We start from the raw sequence: 16,261 nt of genomic DNA, 5'->3' as shown, positions 1-16,261 counted from the left end.
TTGAACGGTGTGGATCGCGGCGTGCACCCCCAGCACCCGTAGCCGCGCGTCGCGGACCCGCACCGCTTCCGGCGGGCGCTGCTGGTGCTGGGTGGCCACCCGCTCCAGCGCCTGCAGCCACGGCCGCTGCGCCTCCTCTCCGCGGACCCCGCAATCTGCCAGGAAGTCACCACGGTCTCCGCGGTTGGCACGGACTTGGCCTTGAGCAGGCCGCTGGCGGTGGATCGTGGAAGAGCCGGGCGCCGCCCGCCTCGCATCGACGGGTCCTTGGCGGCATCGGCCTGCGCCTGCGACGACCGTTCACGGCGCAACTGACCGAGAGACGCCGCCAGGTCAGGCAGCGTGCTGATTTCCGCGGGGTCCACGCGCCCCCCTCTGCGTCCCTGGACCGCTGTCCGGCGGACGTTACTGAACGTTGCCGGACACCGTACCCAGCCAGTCGCATTCACTGCACTTTTCCTGGCCAGCGTGCCCCTGCCTGTCACTCGTTTGCCAGCACCGTCCGGGTCGGTACGAAGCCCATGCCGGACACGTCCCGAGCTGATCGGCTGTTCCTCGAGCACGGGCAAGCCGGGCTCACGGACCCCGCGAACAGGACTCGATCATGTGGACGCCGTTGATCACCCACATCGCGCTGGTGCTGCTCACTGCCGCCGCCGGCGCCGCCACAGCGGTGGCGCTCACGACCACCGACCACCAGCGTGCCGTGCGGGCTCTGACCCTGCTCAAATCCTGCTCAGTGCCATCCTCGGCAGCAGCGGTGTGCTCGCCGCGGTGATCCACCTGCACCAGGCCGGACTGCTGTGACGCAGCGACTGAACCGCCTCGCGCCGAGATCGGCCGTCGCCACGAGCTCTCCTACGAGTCGGATACCTGTCCGGAGGTCGAACCTGCCCGGACGGCAGCCTTCTCCCCGGCGGGGAACGGCTGCGGACGGTCGCCGCCCCAGGTGCGAGGGCTCCGGCGCCTAACGGGACGGACGCATGGCGAGTTCACAGAAACGGCCAGATAGTTGACGGTGACGTCCGTGGGGCGCGTCAGGCTATCTGTCCGGCCGCTGGTCAACCCCTTGTTCTCAGGTCAGCTCTACTGTCGCTTGACAGAGATGTCGGATACGTAACAAAAGGCGAACTCCCAGGAGAAGCCGGGTCTGGCCGACGCGACGGCGTTCGTCGCGTTCGGTGGCGATGATCGGTGGTACATCCTCGCGGACGGTGAGACGGTTTGTTATCGGCGCGCTGATGGCACCTTCGTGCCGGAGTACGACGGCAAGGGCGCGCGGCGGCTCACGGTCCTGACAGCGTCGGCGCTGCGTCGCGGCACCGAAACCTGGCACGAAGTCGCGCTCGACGAGTAGGAGTCGCCGAGTTCATCGCCGGCCAATCCCGTTCACCGCGCGATCGGCGTACGCAGGATCCGTACTCCCGGTCTGGGAACCCCCGTCTTGAGTGGTTCACCGGTGCCAGACTTCGCGGTCGATGATCCTCACGGGGTGCTCCGCAGGTGCGCCCGGGCGCCGGAGACCAGCATCGCCACCGCGAGCGCGGCTCCGCCGCCGAAGCTGATCACCGCGGTGACGACGCCCCAGCTGCCCGATGGCTGTCGCCGGTCCGCTCGGCGAGCGGTACTCCACTCCGCGACCTGATTCGTCATGACCAGGAAGAACAGGTAGGCGCCCTCCATCAGGCCGGCACCCGGCTGAGTCGGCGGTATCCGATCGCCAGGACGACGGCCGCCAGGGTCGCGAGGACCGTCCGGATCACCGGGGCGTCTCCGGGGGTGACCAGTTCACCGCGGTCTGCGGCGCGAACAGTGGGTCCGGTGACGGGACGCCGTAGTCGCCGTCGGACAGGGCCGGGCGCCGTCGCCGGTGGATGATCGCGCCGACGGCCTGCAGCGCGACGGCCAGCGCCGCGTAACCGGCCAGCCAGGGCGCGAACCCCGGCGGCTGCCGGTGGGTGGTCACCAGGTCCGTGAGCACCGGGAACGCGTAGATCGCAGGCAGGGTGAGGCTGAGGTCCTCGAACCGCAGCACGGCGTCGACCGCCAGCGACGGCTCGTCCTCCGCGATCACCGGCCGGCGGACCACCCCGGTGAAGATCACCGCGAAGACGACTGCGCCCATCGCGAGGAGACCGAGCCAGCTCCAGGCGTAGGTTCGGTACCCGGTGGTGAAGAACATCGTCGCCCCGAGCGCGGCGCCACCGGCGAAGGTCACCACGACCGACGCGAAGTACCAGCCGTTCCTCAGCGCGTGCCACGGCTGTCGCGGCCGGTCGAGCGCCCGCGCGCCCAGTGCCGCGGCGGCTTTGCGGTCCCGTTGCCGGAGGGCGGACCAGATCGCCCCCTGGATCGCGAAGAGGAGGAAGTACGCGAGCTTGCTCTCGGTCATCTCGACCCCGCGCACGCCGGGCAGGTACTGCAGGCACTGGTACCCGAGGGCGCCGGCGGTCCCGGCCAGGAAGAAGACGGCCAGCAGTCCCAGCACCGCCAGCGGCCGCGCGCCCCCGCGCACGCCAAGCCGTGTCGCCAGCAGCCGGGTCGGGACCCGCACCCGGACCCCGTGCCAGCCCAGCCAGACCGCGGCCTGCGCCACCTCGTCGCGGGTCGGCACCTTTGCACCCATGACAGCCTCCTCGCCTCGGGAGTACACGCGCGAGATGGGCGAAAGGTTGGCCCGAAAACGGCCTGCTTCCCGGGCGGAGAAGCAGGCCGTCCGTGGATGATGCTGACCGTGGCTGACAAACAGGACCATGGCGGGAAACCGACTTTCAAGGAGCTCCTCGAATGTCAGGTGCGGACCATGCGGCCTTTCCGGAAACCGGCACTCCACCAGAAAAATGCTGGCGGAATCGCGTGCACGGTCCGGGACACCCGTGGCCAGGACATCGCCGCGGCCTGCGGCCAGCTGGCTGCTAAAGACTGAGGGTTCGCTATCACCCGTGAAACCATCGCCGTCCAGGTGTGGTGGTCCCGCGTCGCGTTTCCCGGCGAAAGACGTTGCAGTGTTTAGCGTCCAGCCCTCGGCTGCTCACCTTGGTGGCGGCGCTTGCTCGAGGCCCGAGAACACGGTGGCGATCAGGCGCCGTCCCTGGGTCACGCCCTCATCGTTGTTCGCGACCCGCCATAGGAAGCTCATCAGCATGATGATGTCCGCCGGATCGTGCCCGGCGGCGATGGTGCCCTCGGCCACGCACGCGTCGACGAGCTTCTTTACTGCCTCGGTGGTCGGCGCCCAGGAGGCGTCGATCATGTCCTGCGTGGCGGCGCTGTGCAGCGCGTCGCCGAGGCCGTGCTTGATGCGAATGTAGGCCGAGAGGGTCTCGAACCACTCGATGAAGGCGGCCTTCGCGGACGAATGCCGCACCAGGACCTCGTCGGCGGTGGTGGTCAGGCGCTCGATGTCGTGCTGGTAGGCCGCCAGGATCAGGTCTTCCCTGGTGGGGAAGTGGCGGTAGAGCGTTCCGGCGCCGACGCCGGCGCGCTTGGCGACTTCGCTCAGCGGCACGAGCGGGTTCTGTGCGAACAGTTCGTGGGCGGCCTCGATGATCGCGACACGGTTGCGCGCGGCGGCCTGGCGCTGTGTCCCGTATGTGCCCGGCGTCTGGTCGGTCATAACCCCATAGTGCCCTCTCGTTGACTCGCGGACAATCCTCCGCTAGTTTGGGAAGCACTTGCGGAGGATCCTCCGCAAGTGCTTCCTCTCAGGAGACCTCCCATGCGTTATGTGAAACTCGGCGCCACCGGCCTGGACGTCTCGCCCATCGCGATCGGTGCGATGACCTACGGCGAGCCCGACCGCGGCCACCCCATCTGGTCCCTCGGCGAGGAGCAGGCGCGCCCGCTGATCAAGCACGCGCTCGACGCGGGCATCAACTTCTTCGACACTGCGAACATGTACTCCAACGGCTCCAGCGAGGAGATCCTCGGCCGCGCACTGAAGGACTTCGCCGACCGCGACGACGTCGTGATCGCCACCAAGCTCCGTCACCCCATGCGCCCGGGCCCCAATGGGAAAGGCTTGTCCCGCAAGGCGATCATGACCGAGGTCGACCACTCCCTGCGGCGGCTCGGCACCGACTACATCGACCTCTACCAGGTGCACCGCAACGACCACGCCACCCCGTTGGAGGAGACCCTCGAAGCGCTCAGCGACCTGGTGAAAGCGGGCAAGGTGCGCTACCTGGGCGCGTCGTCGATGTTCGCCTGGGAGTTCGCCAAGGCCCTCCACCTGCAGAAGCAGCACTGCTGGGCCCGGTTCGTCTCGATGCAGGACCACTACAACCTGATCGCCCGCGAAGAAGAACGCGAGATGATCCCGCTGTGCCTGGACGAGGGCGTCGGCACGATCATCTGGAGCCCCCTGGCCCGCGGCCGCCTCGCCCGCGCCTGGGACGACGCCAAGTCGACCGCCCGCTCGGAGACCGACGGCGGCTATGCCGACCTGCTCTACTCACCTACGGAAGAGGCGTCGAACCACGCCATCATCGATGCGGTGGGGAAGGTCGCGGCTGATCACGGCGTGAGCCGCGCCTCGATCGCCCTGGCCTGGCTGCACCGCCAGCCGGTCGTCACCGCCCCGCTGGTCGGCGCCGGTTCGACCAAGCAGATCGACGACGCCATCGCCTCGCTGGAGGTCGAGCTCACAGATGAGGACGTCCGCGCTCTCACCGCCCCCTACACGCCGCGGTATGACTGGCAGGGCGTCTCGGACGAGGCGACCATGGACGCGATCCGTGCCCGGGTCGCGGGGATGGCGCTGACGTGACGCCGATCGTGCGCTCCGGCTCGGGGGCCCGCCTGGGAGCTGGCCTGCTATTGATCGGTCCGCTGGTGTCGTGGGTGGCCGAGCTGATCACGGCGGCGGCCTGGCAGGACCGCACTACTCGCCGTTCTGCAACTGGGTAAGCCATCTCGGCCTGACCGGCCCGAGTCAGGTCGCGTTCGGGCAGGTCGGGAAATCCCCGCTCGGGGCGGTCATGGACATCGGCTGGGTGTTTTACGGCCTCCTGCTGATCGTCGGCGCGCTGCTCACCTTCGACCTGCGTGGAGGACCGCGGCCGATCGTGATCGTGGTACTTGCGGTCCTGGCCGGTGTCGGCGTGTCCTGCGGCGGCATCTTTCAGGGGTCCAACGCGAATGTCGCGAATGGACTGATCGTCTTTCACACTTATGATGCGCAAGGCGTGATGCTGGCCGGGAGCCTCATGGCGATCGCCGTCGGCGTCAGGTCGTCGCGGCGGGCTCGCGTGGCCGGATCGGGTCGGGGAGCGCCGCGGAAGAGCGAGCGGGTCTCGGGCTGTCCCGGCTCGCGCCCCTGGATCCGTACCTGCTCGCGAACCGTGCACTGGTGAAGGCGCGTTCGTCCTTGGCAACGGCAATCGCGTCGAGCATTCGCGTCGGTCTGGCGACCTCGGCCATAAGACGGGGGAGGGCTGTCATCGGGCCGTATGCGCGTAGGAGCGGCAAGGGCCAGGCCGTCTACAGGCCGTCACACGTCCGGCCCGGATCAACCTCTGTCGGCCCCACCCGGCCTGAAAGTGCAGGTCAGGCCCTGCCTGGCCATGAAGGGTGCCAGCTTGGGAAATGGTGTCCTAAGTTCTGGCACAAGTAGGCGGTATCGGGCTGACCTGCTGTTTTGCAGTTGTTGATCGCGTCAAGCCGTCTCGGGATCTTCAAGCCGTGCCGCCCCGGTGTGGCGCGGTTTGAAGATCCCGTCGGCTGCCTCCCGTGCCCGGCGATGGCTCGACGGGACCAGGCGGGTGTAGATTCGGAGCGTGTACCCCGGGTCGTGGTGACCGAGGTACTCGGCCAGCTCCTTGACCGACACCCCGGACGCCAGTGCGATCGAGGCGTAGAAGTGCCTCATGCCGTGCATCCCGTCCCGTCGCATAACGTAGTCAACTTCTGCCGTACGGTAAGGACCACCTCGTTCACGCTGGTCGGCTCTTCCACGACGTACATCACCGCAGCACAGCCGAAGCTCAGCTCAACAGCACTCTGGCCGGCATCGCCGCTGGGGAGGGTGATGGCGGACGTGCTGAAAAGCTGCTGCACGACGCCGTCGCTTCGGCTCGGCGCGACAACTACCCGCGCGGCGAACTGCTCTTCACCCTGCAACTCTTGCTCGTGCAGCTACGTCGCGGCGCTGTGGCCGCCGCGATCAAGACCGCCTTGCGGTTGACGAAGATCGCCCGAGGCGCCGAGTACGGCGGTGTGGTTTGGCTCGTCCGACGTGTCAAGGCATCGAGCTTCTCCTTCCTGTTCACGTCTGTGTGGCGGAGGATAGACGGGCAACCTCCCGACCCAGTGGGCTGCCCGTGTCCGCTGCATCTTGACGTCCCGATGGCGGAATTGCTCGATGTGATCAGAGGGTCACTACCGGCGACAGGCTGAAGGTTGCCGGTGTAGGTGGGTCTGCACAGACTCCGGTTGACATCGGAGTTGACTGTTTCTCAGGCCGCTGACGCAGTCGTGCAGATGGTCTCAAGACTCGACCGGGGTGAGTTTGCCCAGCCCTCGTTGTCGGCGTTTGCGGCGGTTCTTCGTCCGTTGCGGCCTGCGTGTCAGGGGCGGTGATGCTCGTGGCCGGCAGGACGGTCATCGGCCGGTGCTTCGTTGCCCGTGTGGCCGGTGTGGTTTCCGTGCTGGGCGTGGTCGCCGTGATGCTCGTGCGTGGCCGTGGCGTCGGGTGAGCCGCCCATCATGCGTAGCATGTCCCGGCCGCCGGTGCGAAAGAACCGGACCAGCAGGACCGCGGCGAGGATCAGGAAGGCGATGTTGAGCCAGGTGGTGTAGTTCCACGAGATGCCTTCGGTCATCACCGTCGCGTTGCGTTGCTGTGGGGTCAGGCCGGTGACGCCGAAGAGCAGCTCGACGAGGTAGCCGGCGCCGACCATGGCGGCGTAGAAGGTGCCGAGCAGCACCAGGGCCATCCGGGTGCCGTAGTACTTCCGGTAGATGTTGAGGATCGGCAGGATGAGCAGGTCGGCGAAGATGAACGCGACCACGCCGCCGAAGCTGATGCCGCCGTTCCACAACACGGCCGCGAGCGGGACGTTGCCGATGGAGCAGACGAAGGAAAGGATCGCCACGATCGGTCCGACGATCGGCCCCCACAGCGCGGAGACCACCGGGTGGTCGGTGAAGAAGAACGCCCGCCAGAACGACTCCGGTACCCATGCGCCGATCGCTCCGGCGATGAGCAGGCCGATCACCAAGTCGCGCACGATGGCGGCCCATTCCATGACGAACACGTGCGCCACCGAGGTGAACCCGCCCGCGGAGAACAGCCGTCGCCGGAACGAGCCTTCGCCCTGCACGGACATGTCCATCGCCGCGTGGCCTTCCATCGACCCGGCCAGGCCGCGGTCGGCCTGCTCGCGGGCCTTGGCGATGAGGCGCTTGCGCACGAAGATCCGGAACAGCACGGCGAGCAGCACGATCATGATCGGTCCGCCGACGAACTCGGCCGCGGTGAACTGCCAGCCCATCAGCAGCGCCATGATGATGCCGAGCTCCACGACCAGGTTGGTGGAGCCGATCTCGAACGCCATCGCCGCGGTGAAGTTCGCGCCCTTGCGGAACAGCGACCGGGCCAGCGCGACGGCGGCGTAGGAGCAGGACGACGACGCGGCACCGAGCAGGGACGCCACCGCGAGGGTGCGCGGCCGGTCGTCGCCCATCAGCCGCACGATCGTGGACTTGCGCACCACCGCCTGGACCACCGCGGACAGCAGGAACCCGAGGATCAGCGCCCAGAGGATCTCCCAGGTCATCGACCCGGCCAAGGCCAGCGCGTGTCCGATCGCACCCATAACAACCACTCCCTAATACCCTGTGGGGGTATTGATGTGGGTGAAGACTACTCTTATCTTCCTCGACTCACTGTGACCCGCACGACATGCCGGTCAGATGTACGGGGCGATCGAGGTTCAGCCGGACCTCGTGCAGAAGAACGCCGGCCAGGTGCTCGAAGCCACCGTCCTGGCTGTTCCCGCGGACGGCGCTCGACCGGCAACCGCCGCGCGCTCCGAGGGCAGGAGGGCGCGCGAGCGCGGATACCCCAGGGGAGTAGGACATTCGCGTGGACGGCGGGGCGATCGACGGCAGCTGGTACCTCGCGGTGCTGGGGTTCGCCCGGGAGACCCCGTGGCTGCAGGGGGTGATGGCGATCTACACCAACGTCGGCCTGGTGCTGCTCGCCCTGCTGGCGGTGATGACGTGGTGGCGGATGCGCTCGCGCGAGGGGGCCCGCATGGCCGCCGCGTTGTGGGTCACGCTCGCCGTCGCCGCGGCGCTCGCCCTGCTGTTCGCCACGCGCCGCACCGGCCTGGTCGCGCTCGGGCTGGCCCTGCTGGTCGCGTTTTCGCGGATGTACCTGGGCGCGCACTATCCCCACGACGTGCTCGCCGGAGCTGTCCTCGGCGCGCTGGTGGCGTGCCTGGGCCTGTCGCTGCGGCGTCCGATGACGGCCCTCGTGGATCACCTGCGCGACGGCGCCCTGCGGCCGTTGGTGGGAAGCGGCGGACGAACCCTGGCCGCCGCCCGGTGACCGGACGCGGAGCTGACGTCAGGCCGTGCGGGGCAGCCAGATGACGACCGTGGTTCCGTGCCCCTCGGCGTCGGCCACGCTGATGCCGCCGTGGTGAGCGGTGACGATCTCCCGCGCGATGGCCAGGCCGAGCCCGCTCGTGCCGCTCGCGCGATCCCGGCTGCCGTCGAGGCGGACGAACCGGTCGAAGACCCGCTCGCGGTCCTCGGCCGGGATGCCCGGACCGTCGTCGGCGATCTCCGTGACCACGCGCACGTCCGTGGTCGTCGTTCTGATGTGGACAGTCGTTGCCGCGTGCCGCACCGCGTTGTCGAGCACGTTGCGGAACAGCCGTTCCAGGTGATCGGCGTGACCCGGGACCTTGCTGTCGCCCGCTGATTCCAGGCTGATCGTCAGGTGGCCTGAGGGCGTCGTGTCGTCGATCTCTCGCAACAGCCGGTCGACGTCCACCTCGGAGCTGCGAGCCGCCAGCTGGTGTTCGTCCGCTCTGGCGAGCAGCAGCAGCTGCCCGATGAGGGTTTCGAGGCGGTCGGACTGCCGCGCGGCGCGTTCGGCGATCTCGGGCCAGGGGGCCCGGTCACGGTGGGCGAGCCCGACTTCGAGCGTGGTGCGGATCGCCGCGAGCGGGCTCCGCAGCTCGTGGGAGGCGTCGGCGACGAAGCGCCGCTGACGGCCGGCCGAGTTCTCCAGCCGGCCGAGCATGTCGTTCATCGTCCGGGCGAGCGAGCCGATCTCGTCGGGCGTGCCGGGCTCCGGCACCCGCCGGGAAAGGTCGGCGGCGGTGATCTCGGTCACGGCGTGCCGGATCTCCTCGACCGGGCGCAGCACTCGCCCCACGATCAGCCAGACCGTGCCCGCGGCGCCGAGGAGGATGACGGGAAAGCCGAGCAGCAGGTTGGACGTGAACGCCTCGCGCAGCTGGGTCAGCAGCCCGGTGGGGGTGCCGGCCAGAATGGTGACCGGCTGTCCGCCGACGATCTGCCGGACGGCGACCACTCGGACGTCGTCGGGGATGATCCCGTCGGCGGCGCCGGTGCGCTGCGGGGTTTCGGAGCTGCCCGCGACGGTGTACATCGCGGGCAGGCCGGCCAGGGTGCGGGTCGCCGCCAGCACGTGCCCGTCCGGGGCGATCACCTGGGCCTCGGCGTCGGCGTCCAATGTGGACGGAGCCAGCACGCGGGGCCACGCGCCGGTCGCTGCGGATTCCGTGATCTCGACCGCGTAGGCGCGCAGCTGGCCGTCGAGGGTGCGGTCGACGGACTGGACCTGCAGCAGGTACAGCAGGACGATCCCCAGGACCACGGCGCCGGTGATGACGAGCCCGGCGATCATCGTGAGCCGGACCCGCAAGGTGCGCCACCGCGGGCGGTCACCGCTCATCGTCGTCGTCCCGGATGAGGTAACCCTGGCCCCGCAGGGTGTGGATCACGTCCTGGCCGCCGGGCCGGTCCAGTTTCCGGCGCAGGCGGTGGACGGTGACCTCGACGACCGCCGGCCCGCCGTCGTAGGCGGCGTCCCAGCAGTGCTCCAGCAGCTCGGACTTCGACACCACCTGCCCCTGCTTGCGCAGCAGGTACTCCAGGACGCTCAGCTCACGGGTGGTGAGGTCCAGCGCGGCGCCGTCGTGGACGACCGTCCGCCCGGCGGGGTCGAAACGCAGGCCTGCGGCGGTGAGGACCGCGGGACGGCGGCCGAGCCCGCGCCGGGTCAGCGCCCGCAGCCGGGCGAGCAGGACCGGGTAGGCGAACGGCTTGACCAGGTAGTCGTCGGCGCCGCAGTCGAGCCCCTCGGCCTGGTCGAGGTCGTCGTCCATGGCCGTGAGCATCAGGATCGGCGTCCACACCCCGTCGGCGCGCAGGCGGCGGCAGACCTGGTAGCCGTCCAGCCCCGGCAGCATGACGTCCAGGACGATCACGTCGTGGGCCGTCTCGAGGGCCTGCCACAGGGCGTCCCGGCCGTCGCCGGTGACGTCCACGACGTACCCCTCCGCCCGCAGGCCCCAGGCCAGCGACGCGGCCATGGCCTCCTCGTCCTCGACCACCAGTATCCGCATCGGCCCAGTATCACCGGGCGCGGGCAAAAGCGCGGTTACCGGCTGAAAGGGTCCTGTAAGGCGGCTTTCGCGAAGCTCCTGCCGTGCCGCACTTCCCGAAGTACCGTGCGCTGGTCCCGTTCGCGTGCCTGGTGTTCCTGCTCGCCGCGAGCCCGGTGGCGCACGCCGACTCGCCGTCTTCGGGCGGCGACGTCACCGTGGCCCAGACCCTCGGCGACCGCGAACTCACCGTCGTCCTGCGTCGCGTCACAAGCGTCCCCGGCCCGCTGCACCTGGACTTCATCACGCACGCCGGCACCGCGCCGGGCCGGCTCACCGTGGTGGCCCGGGCTACCACCGAAAGCGGGCCGGCGCCCTCGGCGACGGTCGACCTCGGGGTGGAACCGCGGGCCTACAGCGCCGTCGTCGACGTCGACCGGCCCGGACCGTGGGAGCTGGCCCTGAGCGACGGGACACGCACGGCCCGGATCCCGTTCGTCGTACCCGTTCAGGTGATCTCGCCGCCGGAACGCCTGGTGTACGGCGGGTTCCTCGCCGCCGGTGTGCTGCTGCTCGTGTCGGTCGTCACGGCGACCCGGGCTCGACGGGCGGCCTGGGCGGTCCTCCCGGCCGGCGGGATGGTGGCCGGGCTGGCGGTCGCGGTGACCGCCGCGGTGCTCTCGGCGTCGCTGCCGTTGCCGCCGCAGCCCGGTACCCAGCTGGACCCGACCGTCGCCAACGTCACCGACCCCTACGTCCTGACCCAGCCGATGACCGGCGACTACTCGCGCCCGCCGGTGGTGCTCACCGTCGACGGCGCGCTGACCGCGGGACACGCGGCGGACCTCGGCCTCACCCTCACCGACGGGTCGACGGGCCTGCCGGTGGACGACCTGATCGTCCACGACAGCGCCCTGGTCCACCTGCTGCTGGTCGGCCCGGACGGCGAGCTGTGGCACGAACACCCGATCCGGACCTCTCCGGGCCACTACGCACTGCACGTCACGCCGCCGGCGTCCGGGCACTACGCCTTGTCGGCCGAGCTGGTCCGGCGCGGCGGCGGGGTCCAGCTGGTGCGGGCCGCCGCGGGCCTCGACGTCCCGGGCGCGTCCGTGCCGCCGGCGGTCCCGGACCCGGTCCGGCTCGGGGCCGGGGAGCTCACCGGCGTGACGGCGGCGGGCGACATCGCCGTCACCACGACGACGCCGGCAGCCGGGGAGCCCACAACGGTGACGGCCCGGGCCGGTGACACCGGTGATCTCCAGCCTTGGCTGGGCATGGCCGGGCACCTGATCGTGGCCGGGCCGCTGCCGCCCGCGGCGCCGGTGGGGGCGGCGGCGCAGGCCGCGCCGGTGTGGGCGCACGTCCACGCCATGGGTTCGACGTCCACAATGGACCCGTCGCGGCCCGGGATGGCCGGCCTGCCGCCGGTCAACGGCGACAGCGCTCCCGACGAGACCGTCGCCGCCTACGGCCCGGACGTGCCGTTCACCTACACCTTCCCGGTGCCCGGCGAGTACCGGCTCTGGATCCAGGTCGAACGCCGTTACGCCGTGCTGACGGTCCCGGTCGTGCTCGACGTCGCCCCCGCACCCCAGGAGACACCGTGACGACCACGCCCACCTGCTCCCGTCGCGGGCTCGCCGCCACCGTCGGCGTGGCGGTCGCCGTGGCCGCGGTGCTCGTGGCGGTGCTGTGGCCCAGCCCGGCCGGACCGGCCGTGCTGCACGCGGCGACGGCGCACTACGCGGTGACGGCCACGGTGCGCAACCCCAAGCCCGGCAGCACTTCCGTCGACGTCGAGGTGGCCGATCCGGCCGGTCGCCCCGTCTCCGGCGCCACGGTCCGGATCCAGCCGGTGATGCCGCAGATGGGCCACGCCGGGCCGCCGGTCACCGCCGTGCCCACTGGTGGCGGCGGCTATCGCGCCGACGGCGTGCCGCTGATGATGGCCGGCTCGTGGCAGTTGCTGCTCTCGGTCGACGCCGAGCACCTCACCCTCCCGCTACCGGTCTCCGGCTGACATCCCCACCCCGAAAGGACACCATGATGGACATAACCGCGGCACTGGCCGGCGGTCGCACCGCCACCCGAACGGGAACGGCCGCCCAGACCGGCGCGTGGACGGTGTTCCTCGGCACGGTCATCACCACGGCCGGGCTGAGCTGGGACATCCAGTGGCACACCGAGGTCGGGCCGGACACCTTCTTCACCCTGTCCCACCTGGCCCTCTACACCGGCAGCGCCCTGTCCGGCGTCGCCAGCCTCGTCATGGTGCTGCTGGCCACCGCCGCCCAGCGCGCCGGCCGGCCGATGCCCCGCACCGTCGGCGGCACGCCCGTGCGGGTGTTCGGCGGCGTCTTCACCGCGCCGCTCGGGTACCTGGTGTCGGGGATCGGCGCTGCGTCGTTCCTGCTCTACGGGTTGCTGGACCTGGTGTGGCACTCGATCTACGGCTTCGACGCCGTGCTGAACACCCCGTCGCACGTCGCGCTGTTCCTCTCGATCACCGTCACGATGATCGGCAGCATCATCGTGTACGCCGCCGCGAAGAACCAGCGCTGGGGCCGCTGGGGGGTCATCGGGTCGATCCCGATCCTGATCACCTTCGCGCCGATCCCCGCGAACGCGCTCAAGAACTTCCCGCTGCCGATCGACCCGACGATCATCGGGATCATCTTCTTCTCACCGCTGCTGCTGATCATCGGCGCGACGCTGCTGCGCCGGCCCGGTTCGGCGATCGCGATCGCGGTGGTCCTCGGGGTGCTGCAGGCGTTCCTGTGGTGGTTCTCCCCGTGGGCGGCGGAAACCTACGCCGCCGCGGTTGGCCTCCCGCTGCGCGACGGCCTCACCCCGCAGCCGCCGGACCTGCCCGGCGCCATGCCGATGTTCCTCGTCGTCGCGGCCGTCCTGGTCGAGGGCTTGCTGCACGTCACCCGCCGTCGTGGGCTCGGCGTCCGGCGGGTCCTGCTCCTGGCCGGCGCGGTGACCGGGCTGGTCGTGGCCGTCGGCCTGCCGCTGCAGCAGACCCTCACCGACCCCACCGTGGAGATCTCCGGAACCGAGTTCGCGCTCGTCGCGATCCTCGGCCTCCCGCTGGGCGCGCTCGCCGGGTTCCTCGGCGGCCGGTTCACCATGATGCTCGACGCCCTCACACCGGAGGAAACCCGATGACCTCGCGCACCCGGCGCTTCGCCGTCACCGCCCTCGCCGTGCTGACCCTGAGCTTCGCCGGAGCGGCTCCGGCGATGGCCTACGCACCCGTCAACATCGTGCACACCGAACACGTCCAGGCCGGGCCCTACAGCGTGACCGTCGGGTTCTCCGTCTGGCCCGTCCGGGCCATGCAGTCGCTGGACTTCACGTTCCTGCCCGACGGCGGCATCGCGGGCAAGTCCGGCACCCTGCTGCTGGACGGCCCCGGCGTCAAGTCCGACGAGCACACCCGCCCGCTGGTCCGCCACCCGCGCAAGCTCGATTCGTGGGGCCTGGACGTGAAGTCGTTCAGCAGCGCGGGCGTCTACCGCTTCGGGTTCGCCATCGACGGCCCGCAGGGGCACGGCGAAGGGCAGCTCCCGGCGATCACGGTCCTCGGCCAGCCGGGGCCGCCGCTGGCGTTGAGCTGGCTGGTCGGGTCACTGCCGTTCGCGGGCCTGCTCGTGTTCCTGGTGATCGCGTGGCGCCGGGTCCGGCCCGCGTGGCAGCCGCTCGTGGTGTGATCACCGGCGGGGCACGTGGTAGCGGTGTTCCGGACGGCCCGCGGTGCCGTAGTTCAGGCTGAGGTCCGGCAGGCCGCGGCGCCCGAGGTCGGCCAGGTACCGCTGCGCCGTGGCGCGGCTGACGCCGAGCTGCTCGGCCACGTCGGTCGCGGACAGGGCGTGCGGCGCGGTCCGGACCCGTTCCGGCACTTGGGCCATGGTGGCGGGCAGCCGCCGCCGGTCGGCCCGGTGGACGGCCGGGCCGCGCAGGAGGCCGTAGAGGGTGTCGACGGTTTCCTGGTTCGCGATGTCGAGCCCGGCCAGGCTGTCGTGCAGCCGGCCGTAGGCGGCGAGCTGCTCGCGCAGCTGGGCGAACCCGAACGGCTTGACCAGGTAGTAGACGGCGCCGAGCTGCATGGCCTGCCGGACGCCGTCGATGTCCTGTGCGGCGGTGACGACGATGAAGTCGGGGCGGGGCACGGCTTCGTGCAGGGAATGCATGAGCTCGAGCCCGTGGCCGTCGGGCAGGTAGAGGTCGAGCAGGAGCAGGTCCGGCCGGAGGGTCCGGACCAGCGCCCGCGCCTCGGCCAGCGAATGCGCCTCCCCGGCCGCGGTGAAGCCGCCGACGCGGCCGACGCCGGCCGCGTGGACCTTGGCGATCCGGTCGTCGTCGTCCACCACCAGCGTCCGGATCATCGGGCCTCCAAGGCAGGTACGGGCAGCCGCACGGTGAACGCTCCGCCCGGGCCCGGCGTCACCACGATCACGCCGCCGAGCCGGACGACCAGCCGGTGCACCAGCGCGAGGCCCAGGCCGCGCGGCAGCCCGCTGCGGGACGGTTTGGTGGTGTAGCCGTCCTGGAAGACGCGCTCCGCCAGTTCGGCCGGCACGCCGGGGCCGCTGTCGGTCACGGACAAGGCGATGGCTTCGTCGTCGTACGTCAGGCGGACCACGACCTCCCGCGGCGCGGGGGTGTCCGCGACGGCGTCGAGCGCGTTGTCGACGAGGTTGCCGACGATCGTGCGCAGCGCGTCCGGGGTGGCGCCCGGCCGGTCGAGCCGCGAGTCCTCGGACACCGTCAGCCGCACGTCCCGCTCCGCCGCGATGGTGATCTTGGCCAGCAGCAGGGCGGCGAGCGACGCCGGTGCGATGCGGGAGCGCAGCTCCTCGGCCTGCCCGGCGCTGCCCGCTGAGATCTCGTCGAGGTAAGCCATTGCCTCGTCCTGATCGCCCATCCCGATCAGCACCGACAGGACGTGCAGCCGGTTGGAGAACTCGTGCTGCTGCGCGCGCAGCGCGTCGGTGAGCCCGGTGACGCTGTCGAGTTCGCGTAGCAGGGCTTCGAGCTCGGTGCGGTCCCGCAGCGTCACCACCGAACCGACGTCGCGCCCGCGCACCCGCACCGGCATCCGGTTCGCCACCAGGAGGTGCTCGTCGGTGAGCACGATCTGATCGATCCCGTCGCCGCCGAGCACCTCGCGCAGGCGGCCCTCCGGCACGATCTCGTCGAGGGGCCGGCCCAGTTCCGCGCTCCGCCACCGCAGCAGCCGCCGCGCTTCGTCGTTGACCATCGTGAGCCGGTCTTGCCCGTCGAAGGCCACCACGCCTTCCCGGATGCCGTGCAGCGCGGCCTCCCGCTCCTGCAGCAGCGACGCCAGTTCGTGCAGCTCCAGCCCGAACGTCATCCGCTTGAGCCGCCGGGCGAGCACGAGCGCGGTCAGCGTCCCGGCCAGCAGCGCCGCGCCGGTGTAGCGGAGCAGCGTCGGTACTTCGGCCCAGAAATGCTGGGAGACGAGCCCTTCTCGCACCGCTGTTCGCGGCGAAGAACCCGGATGGGTTACGCCGCGTTCCAGTGCACGTCCATCACCGACGCTTCGAACTCACCCAGACCCGTCAGGGCACTTCCGCGAGCAAGAAATTTCCAGCGCTTCGTGCTGCCGGCGGTCGCCGGGGCGGTGGCCGCCCCGGCGACCGGTG

Annotated in this window: 19 protein-coding genes; 9 read left to right on the top strand and 10 right to left on the bottom strand. The window is 70.5% G+C overall.

The annotated features are described in order from the left end of the window. Positions 1 to 604 precede the first annotated feature (604 nt). On the top strand, positions 605 to 778 hold the full coding sequence (locus tag ACGFMK_RS35670) for a hypothetical protein (protein ID WP_392772904.1): 174 nt from the start codon (positions 605 to 607) through the stop codon (positions 776 to 778). A gap of 707 nt (positions 779 to 1,485) precedes the next feature. Here ACGFMK_RS35670 and ACGFMK_RS35665 read toward each other — a convergent pair. Together ACGFMK_RS35665 and ACGFMK_RS35660 are read right to left on the bottom strand one after the other, a co-directional pair. Next, entirely contained in the window at positions 1,486 to 1,683 is a 198-nt protein-coding gene (locus tag ACGFMK_RS35665; RefSeq protein ID WP_392772902.1) for a hypothetical protein, read from the bottom strand. A 76-nt stretch (positions 1,684 to 1,759) separates the two neighbouring features. Beyond that, the gene (locus tag ACGFMK_RS35660) at positions 1,760 to 2,626 is read right to left on the bottom strand and encodes a hypothetical protein (protein ID WP_392772900.1); all 867 of its coding nucleotides are present in this window, start codon (positions 2,624 to 2,626) and stop codon (positions 1,760 to 1,762) included. 96 nt (positions 2,627 to 2,722) lie between these two features. Between ACGFMK_RS35660 and ACGFMK_RS35655 the strand changes: the two genes are divergently transcribed. After that, on the top strand, positions 2,723 to 2,926 hold the full coding sequence (locus ACGFMK_RS35655) for a hypothetical protein (RefSeq protein ID WP_392772906.1): 204 nt from the start codon (positions 2,723 to 2,725) through the stop codon (positions 2,924 to 2,926). Between the two features lie 105 nt (positions 2,927 to 3,031). Here the strand turns inward: ACGFMK_RS35655 and ACGFMK_RS35650 are convergent, their stop codons facing one another. Beyond that, positions 3,032 to 3,616, bottom strand: coding sequence for a TetR/AcrR family transcriptional regulator (locus ACGFMK_RS35650; protein WP_392772898.1), 585 nt, complete (start codon positions 3,614 to 3,616; stop codon positions 3,032 to 3,034). A gap of 102 nt (positions 3,617 to 3,718) precedes the next feature. On the opposite strand from ACGFMK_RS35650, the gene ACGFMK_RS35645 reads away from it, so the two are divergent. Together ACGFMK_RS35645 and ACGFMK_RS35640 are read left to right on the top strand one after the other, a co-directional pair. Next, positions 3,719 to 4,768 carry an aldo/keto reductase gene (locus ACGFMK_RS35645; RefSeq protein ID WP_392772896.1) on the top strand — a complete coding sequence of 350 codons (1,050 nt, stop codon included), beginning with the start codon at positions 3,719 to 3,721 and terminating at the stop codon, positions 4,766 to 4,768. 70 nt (positions 4,769 to 4,838) lie between these two features. Beyond that, a complete protein-coding gene (locus ACGFMK_RS35640) occupies positions 4,839 to 5,354 on the top strand; it encodes a hypothetical protein (protein WP_392772893.1) in 516 nt (171 codons plus the stop codon). A 302-nt stretch (positions 5,355 to 5,656) separates the two neighbouring features. Here the strand turns inward: ACGFMK_RS35640 and ACGFMK_RS35635 are convergent, their stop codons facing one another. The 3 genes from ACGFMK_RS35635 to ACGFMK_RS35625 all read right to left on the bottom strand — a co-directional run bounded on the left by ACGFMK_RS35635 (position 5,657) and on the right by ACGFMK_RS35625 (position 7,817). Then, positions 5,657 to 5,869, bottom strand: coding sequence for a hypothetical protein (locus ACGFMK_RS35635; protein WP_392772890.1), 213 nt, complete (start codon positions 5,867 to 5,869; stop codon positions 5,657 to 5,659). Continuing rightward, complete coding sequence (locus ACGFMK_RS35630; RefSeq protein WP_392772888.1) at positions 5,866 to 6,120, bottom strand: hypothetical protein; 255 nt, start codon at positions 6,118 to 6,120, stop codon at positions 5,866 to 5,868. The genes ACGFMK_RS35635 and ACGFMK_RS35630 overlap by 4 nt, the downstream gene beginning before the upstream one ends. A gap of 446 nt (positions 6,121 to 6,566) precedes the next feature. Further along, positions 6,567 to 7,817, bottom strand: a complete 1,251-nt coding sequence (locus tag ACGFMK_RS35625) for a permease (RefSeq protein WP_392772886.1) — start codon at positions 7,815 to 7,817, stop codon at positions 6,567 to 6,569. Positions 7,818 to 8,086: 269 nt separating this feature from the next. Between ACGFMK_RS35625 and ACGFMK_RS35620 the strand changes: the two genes are divergently transcribed. Then, on the top strand, positions 8,087 to 8,554 hold the full coding sequence (locus ACGFMK_RS35620; RefSeq protein WP_392772883.1) for a phosphatase PAP2 family protein: 468 nt from the start codon (positions 8,087 to 8,089) through the stop codon (positions 8,552 to 8,554). 18 nt (positions 8,555 to 8,572) lie between these two features. On the opposite strand, the gene ACGFMK_RS35615 is transcribed toward ACGFMK_RS35620, so the two are convergent. Further along, positions 8,573 to 9,934: an ATP-binding protein gene (locus tag ACGFMK_RS35615; protein WP_392772881.1), complete on the bottom strand. Its 1,362-nt coding sequence runs from the start codon at positions 9,932 to 9,934 to the stop codon at positions 8,573 to 8,575. Continuing rightward, the gene (locus ACGFMK_RS35610; protein ID WP_392772878.1) at positions 9,924 to 10,607 is read right to left on the bottom strand and encodes a response regulator transcription factor; all 684 of its coding nucleotides are present in this window, start codon (positions 10,605 to 10,607) and stop codon (positions 9,924 to 9,926) included. The genes ACGFMK_RS35615 and ACGFMK_RS35610 overlap by 11 nt, the downstream gene beginning before the upstream one ends. A gap of 83 nt (positions 10,608 to 10,690) precedes the next feature. On the opposite strand from ACGFMK_RS35610, the gene ACGFMK_RS35605 reads away from it, so the two are divergent. Genes ACGFMK_RS35605 through ACGFMK_RS35590 form a run of 4 tightly spaced genes read left to right on the top strand, consistent with a single transcriptional unit; the run spans position 10,691 to position 14,305 of the window. Beyond that, a complete protein-coding gene (locus ACGFMK_RS35605) occupies positions 10,691 to 12,196 on the top strand; it encodes a hypothetical protein (RefSeq protein ID WP_392772875.1) in 1,506 nt (501 codons plus the stop codon). Then, a complete protein-coding gene (locus ACGFMK_RS35600) occupies positions 12,193 to 12,609 on the top strand; it encodes a FixH family protein (RefSeq protein WP_392772872.1) in 417 nt (138 codons plus the stop codon). The genes ACGFMK_RS35605 and ACGFMK_RS35600 overlap by 4 nt, the downstream gene beginning before the upstream one ends. A gap of 23 nt (positions 12,610 to 12,632) precedes the next feature. Beyond that, a complete protein-coding gene (locus ACGFMK_RS35595) occupies positions 12,633 to 13,760 on the top strand; it encodes a hypothetical protein (protein WP_392772869.1) in 1,128 nt (375 codons plus the stop codon). Then, complete coding sequence (locus ACGFMK_RS35590; RefSeq protein ID WP_392772867.1) at positions 13,757 to 14,305, top strand: hypothetical protein; 549 nt, start codon at positions 13,757 to 13,759, stop codon at positions 14,303 to 14,305. Before ACGFMK_RS35595 ends, ACGFMK_RS35590 begins: the two co-directional genes overlap by 4 nt. Here ACGFMK_RS35590 and ACGFMK_RS35585 read toward each other — a convergent pair whose 3' ends face one another. Further along, entirely contained in the window at positions 14,306 to 14,980 is a 675-nt protein-coding gene (locus ACGFMK_RS35585) for a response regulator (RefSeq protein WP_392772864.1), read from the bottom strand. Next, a complete protein-coding gene (locus ACGFMK_RS35580; RefSeq protein WP_392772861.1) occupies positions 14,977 to 16,092 on the bottom strand; it encodes a sensor histidine kinase in 1,116 nt (371 codons plus the stop codon). Before ACGFMK_RS35580 ends, ACGFMK_RS35585 begins: the two co-directional genes overlap by 4 nt. Positions 16,093 to 16,261: the final 169 nt, after the last annotated feature.

It is taken from the genome of Amycolatopsis sp. NPDC049252 (genome assembly GCF_043197175.1).
Taxonomy (GTDB): domain Bacteria; phylum Actinomycetota; class Actinomycetes; order Mycobacteriales; family Pseudonocardiaceae; genus Amycolatopsis.
Note: the sequence above shows the minus strand (reverse complement) of the source record. Positions and strands in the feature narration are given on the sequence as shown.

Excerpts from the sequence above, each read along its gene's own strand:
- ACGFMK_RS35670 (WP_392772904.1), top strand. The coding sequence starts at position 605 with ATGTGGACGCCGTTGATCACCCACATCGCGCTGGTGCTGCTCACTGCC.
- ACGFMK_RS35665 (WP_392772902.1), bottom strand. The coding sequence starts at position 1,683 with ATGGAGGGCGCCTACCTGTTCTTCCTGGTCATGACGAATCAGGTCGCG.
- ACGFMK_RS35660 (WP_392772900.1), bottom strand. The coding sequence starts at position 2,626 with ATGGGTGCAAAGGTGCCGACCCGCGACGAGGTGGCGCAGGCCGCGGTC.
- ACGFMK_RS35655 (WP_392772906.1), top strand. The coding sequence starts at position 2,723 with ATGATGCTGACCGTGGCTGACAAACAGGACCATGGCGGGAAACCGACT.
- ACGFMK_RS35650 (WP_392772898.1), bottom strand. The coding sequence starts at position 3,616 with ATGACCGACCAGACGCCGGGCACATACGGGACACAGCGCCAGGCCGCC.
- ACGFMK_RS35645 (WP_392772896.1), top strand. The coding sequence starts at position 3,719 with ATGCGTTATGTGAAACTCGGCGCCACCGGCCTGGACGTCTCGCCCATC.
- ACGFMK_RS35635 (WP_392772890.1), bottom strand. The coding sequence starts at position 5,869 with ATGAGGCACTTCTACGCCTCGATCGCACTGGCGTCCGGGGTGTCGGTC.
- ACGFMK_RS35625 (WP_392772886.1), bottom strand. The coding sequence starts at position 7,817 with ATGGGTGCGATCGGACACGCGCTGGCCTTGGCCGGGTCGATGACCTGG.
- ACGFMK_RS35615 (WP_392772881.1), bottom strand. The coding sequence starts at position 9,934 with ATGAGCGGTGACCGCCCGCGGTGGCGCACCTTGCGGGTCCGGCTCACG.
- ACGFMK_RS35610 (WP_392772878.1), bottom strand. The coding sequence starts at position 10,607 with ATGCGGATACTGGTGGTCGAGGACGAGGAGGCCATGGCCGCGTCGCTG.
- ACGFMK_RS35595 (WP_392772869.1), top strand. The coding sequence starts at position 12,633 with ATGATGGACATAACCGCGGCACTGGCCGGCGGTCGCACCGCCACCCGA.
- ACGFMK_RS35590 (WP_392772867.1), top strand. The coding sequence starts at position 13,757 with ATGACCTCGCGCACCCGGCGCTTCGCCGTCACCGCCCTCGCCGTGCTG.
- ACGFMK_RS35585 (WP_392772864.1), bottom strand. The coding sequence starts at position 14,980 with ATGATCCGGACGCTGGTGGTGGACGACGACGACCGGATCGCCAAGGTC.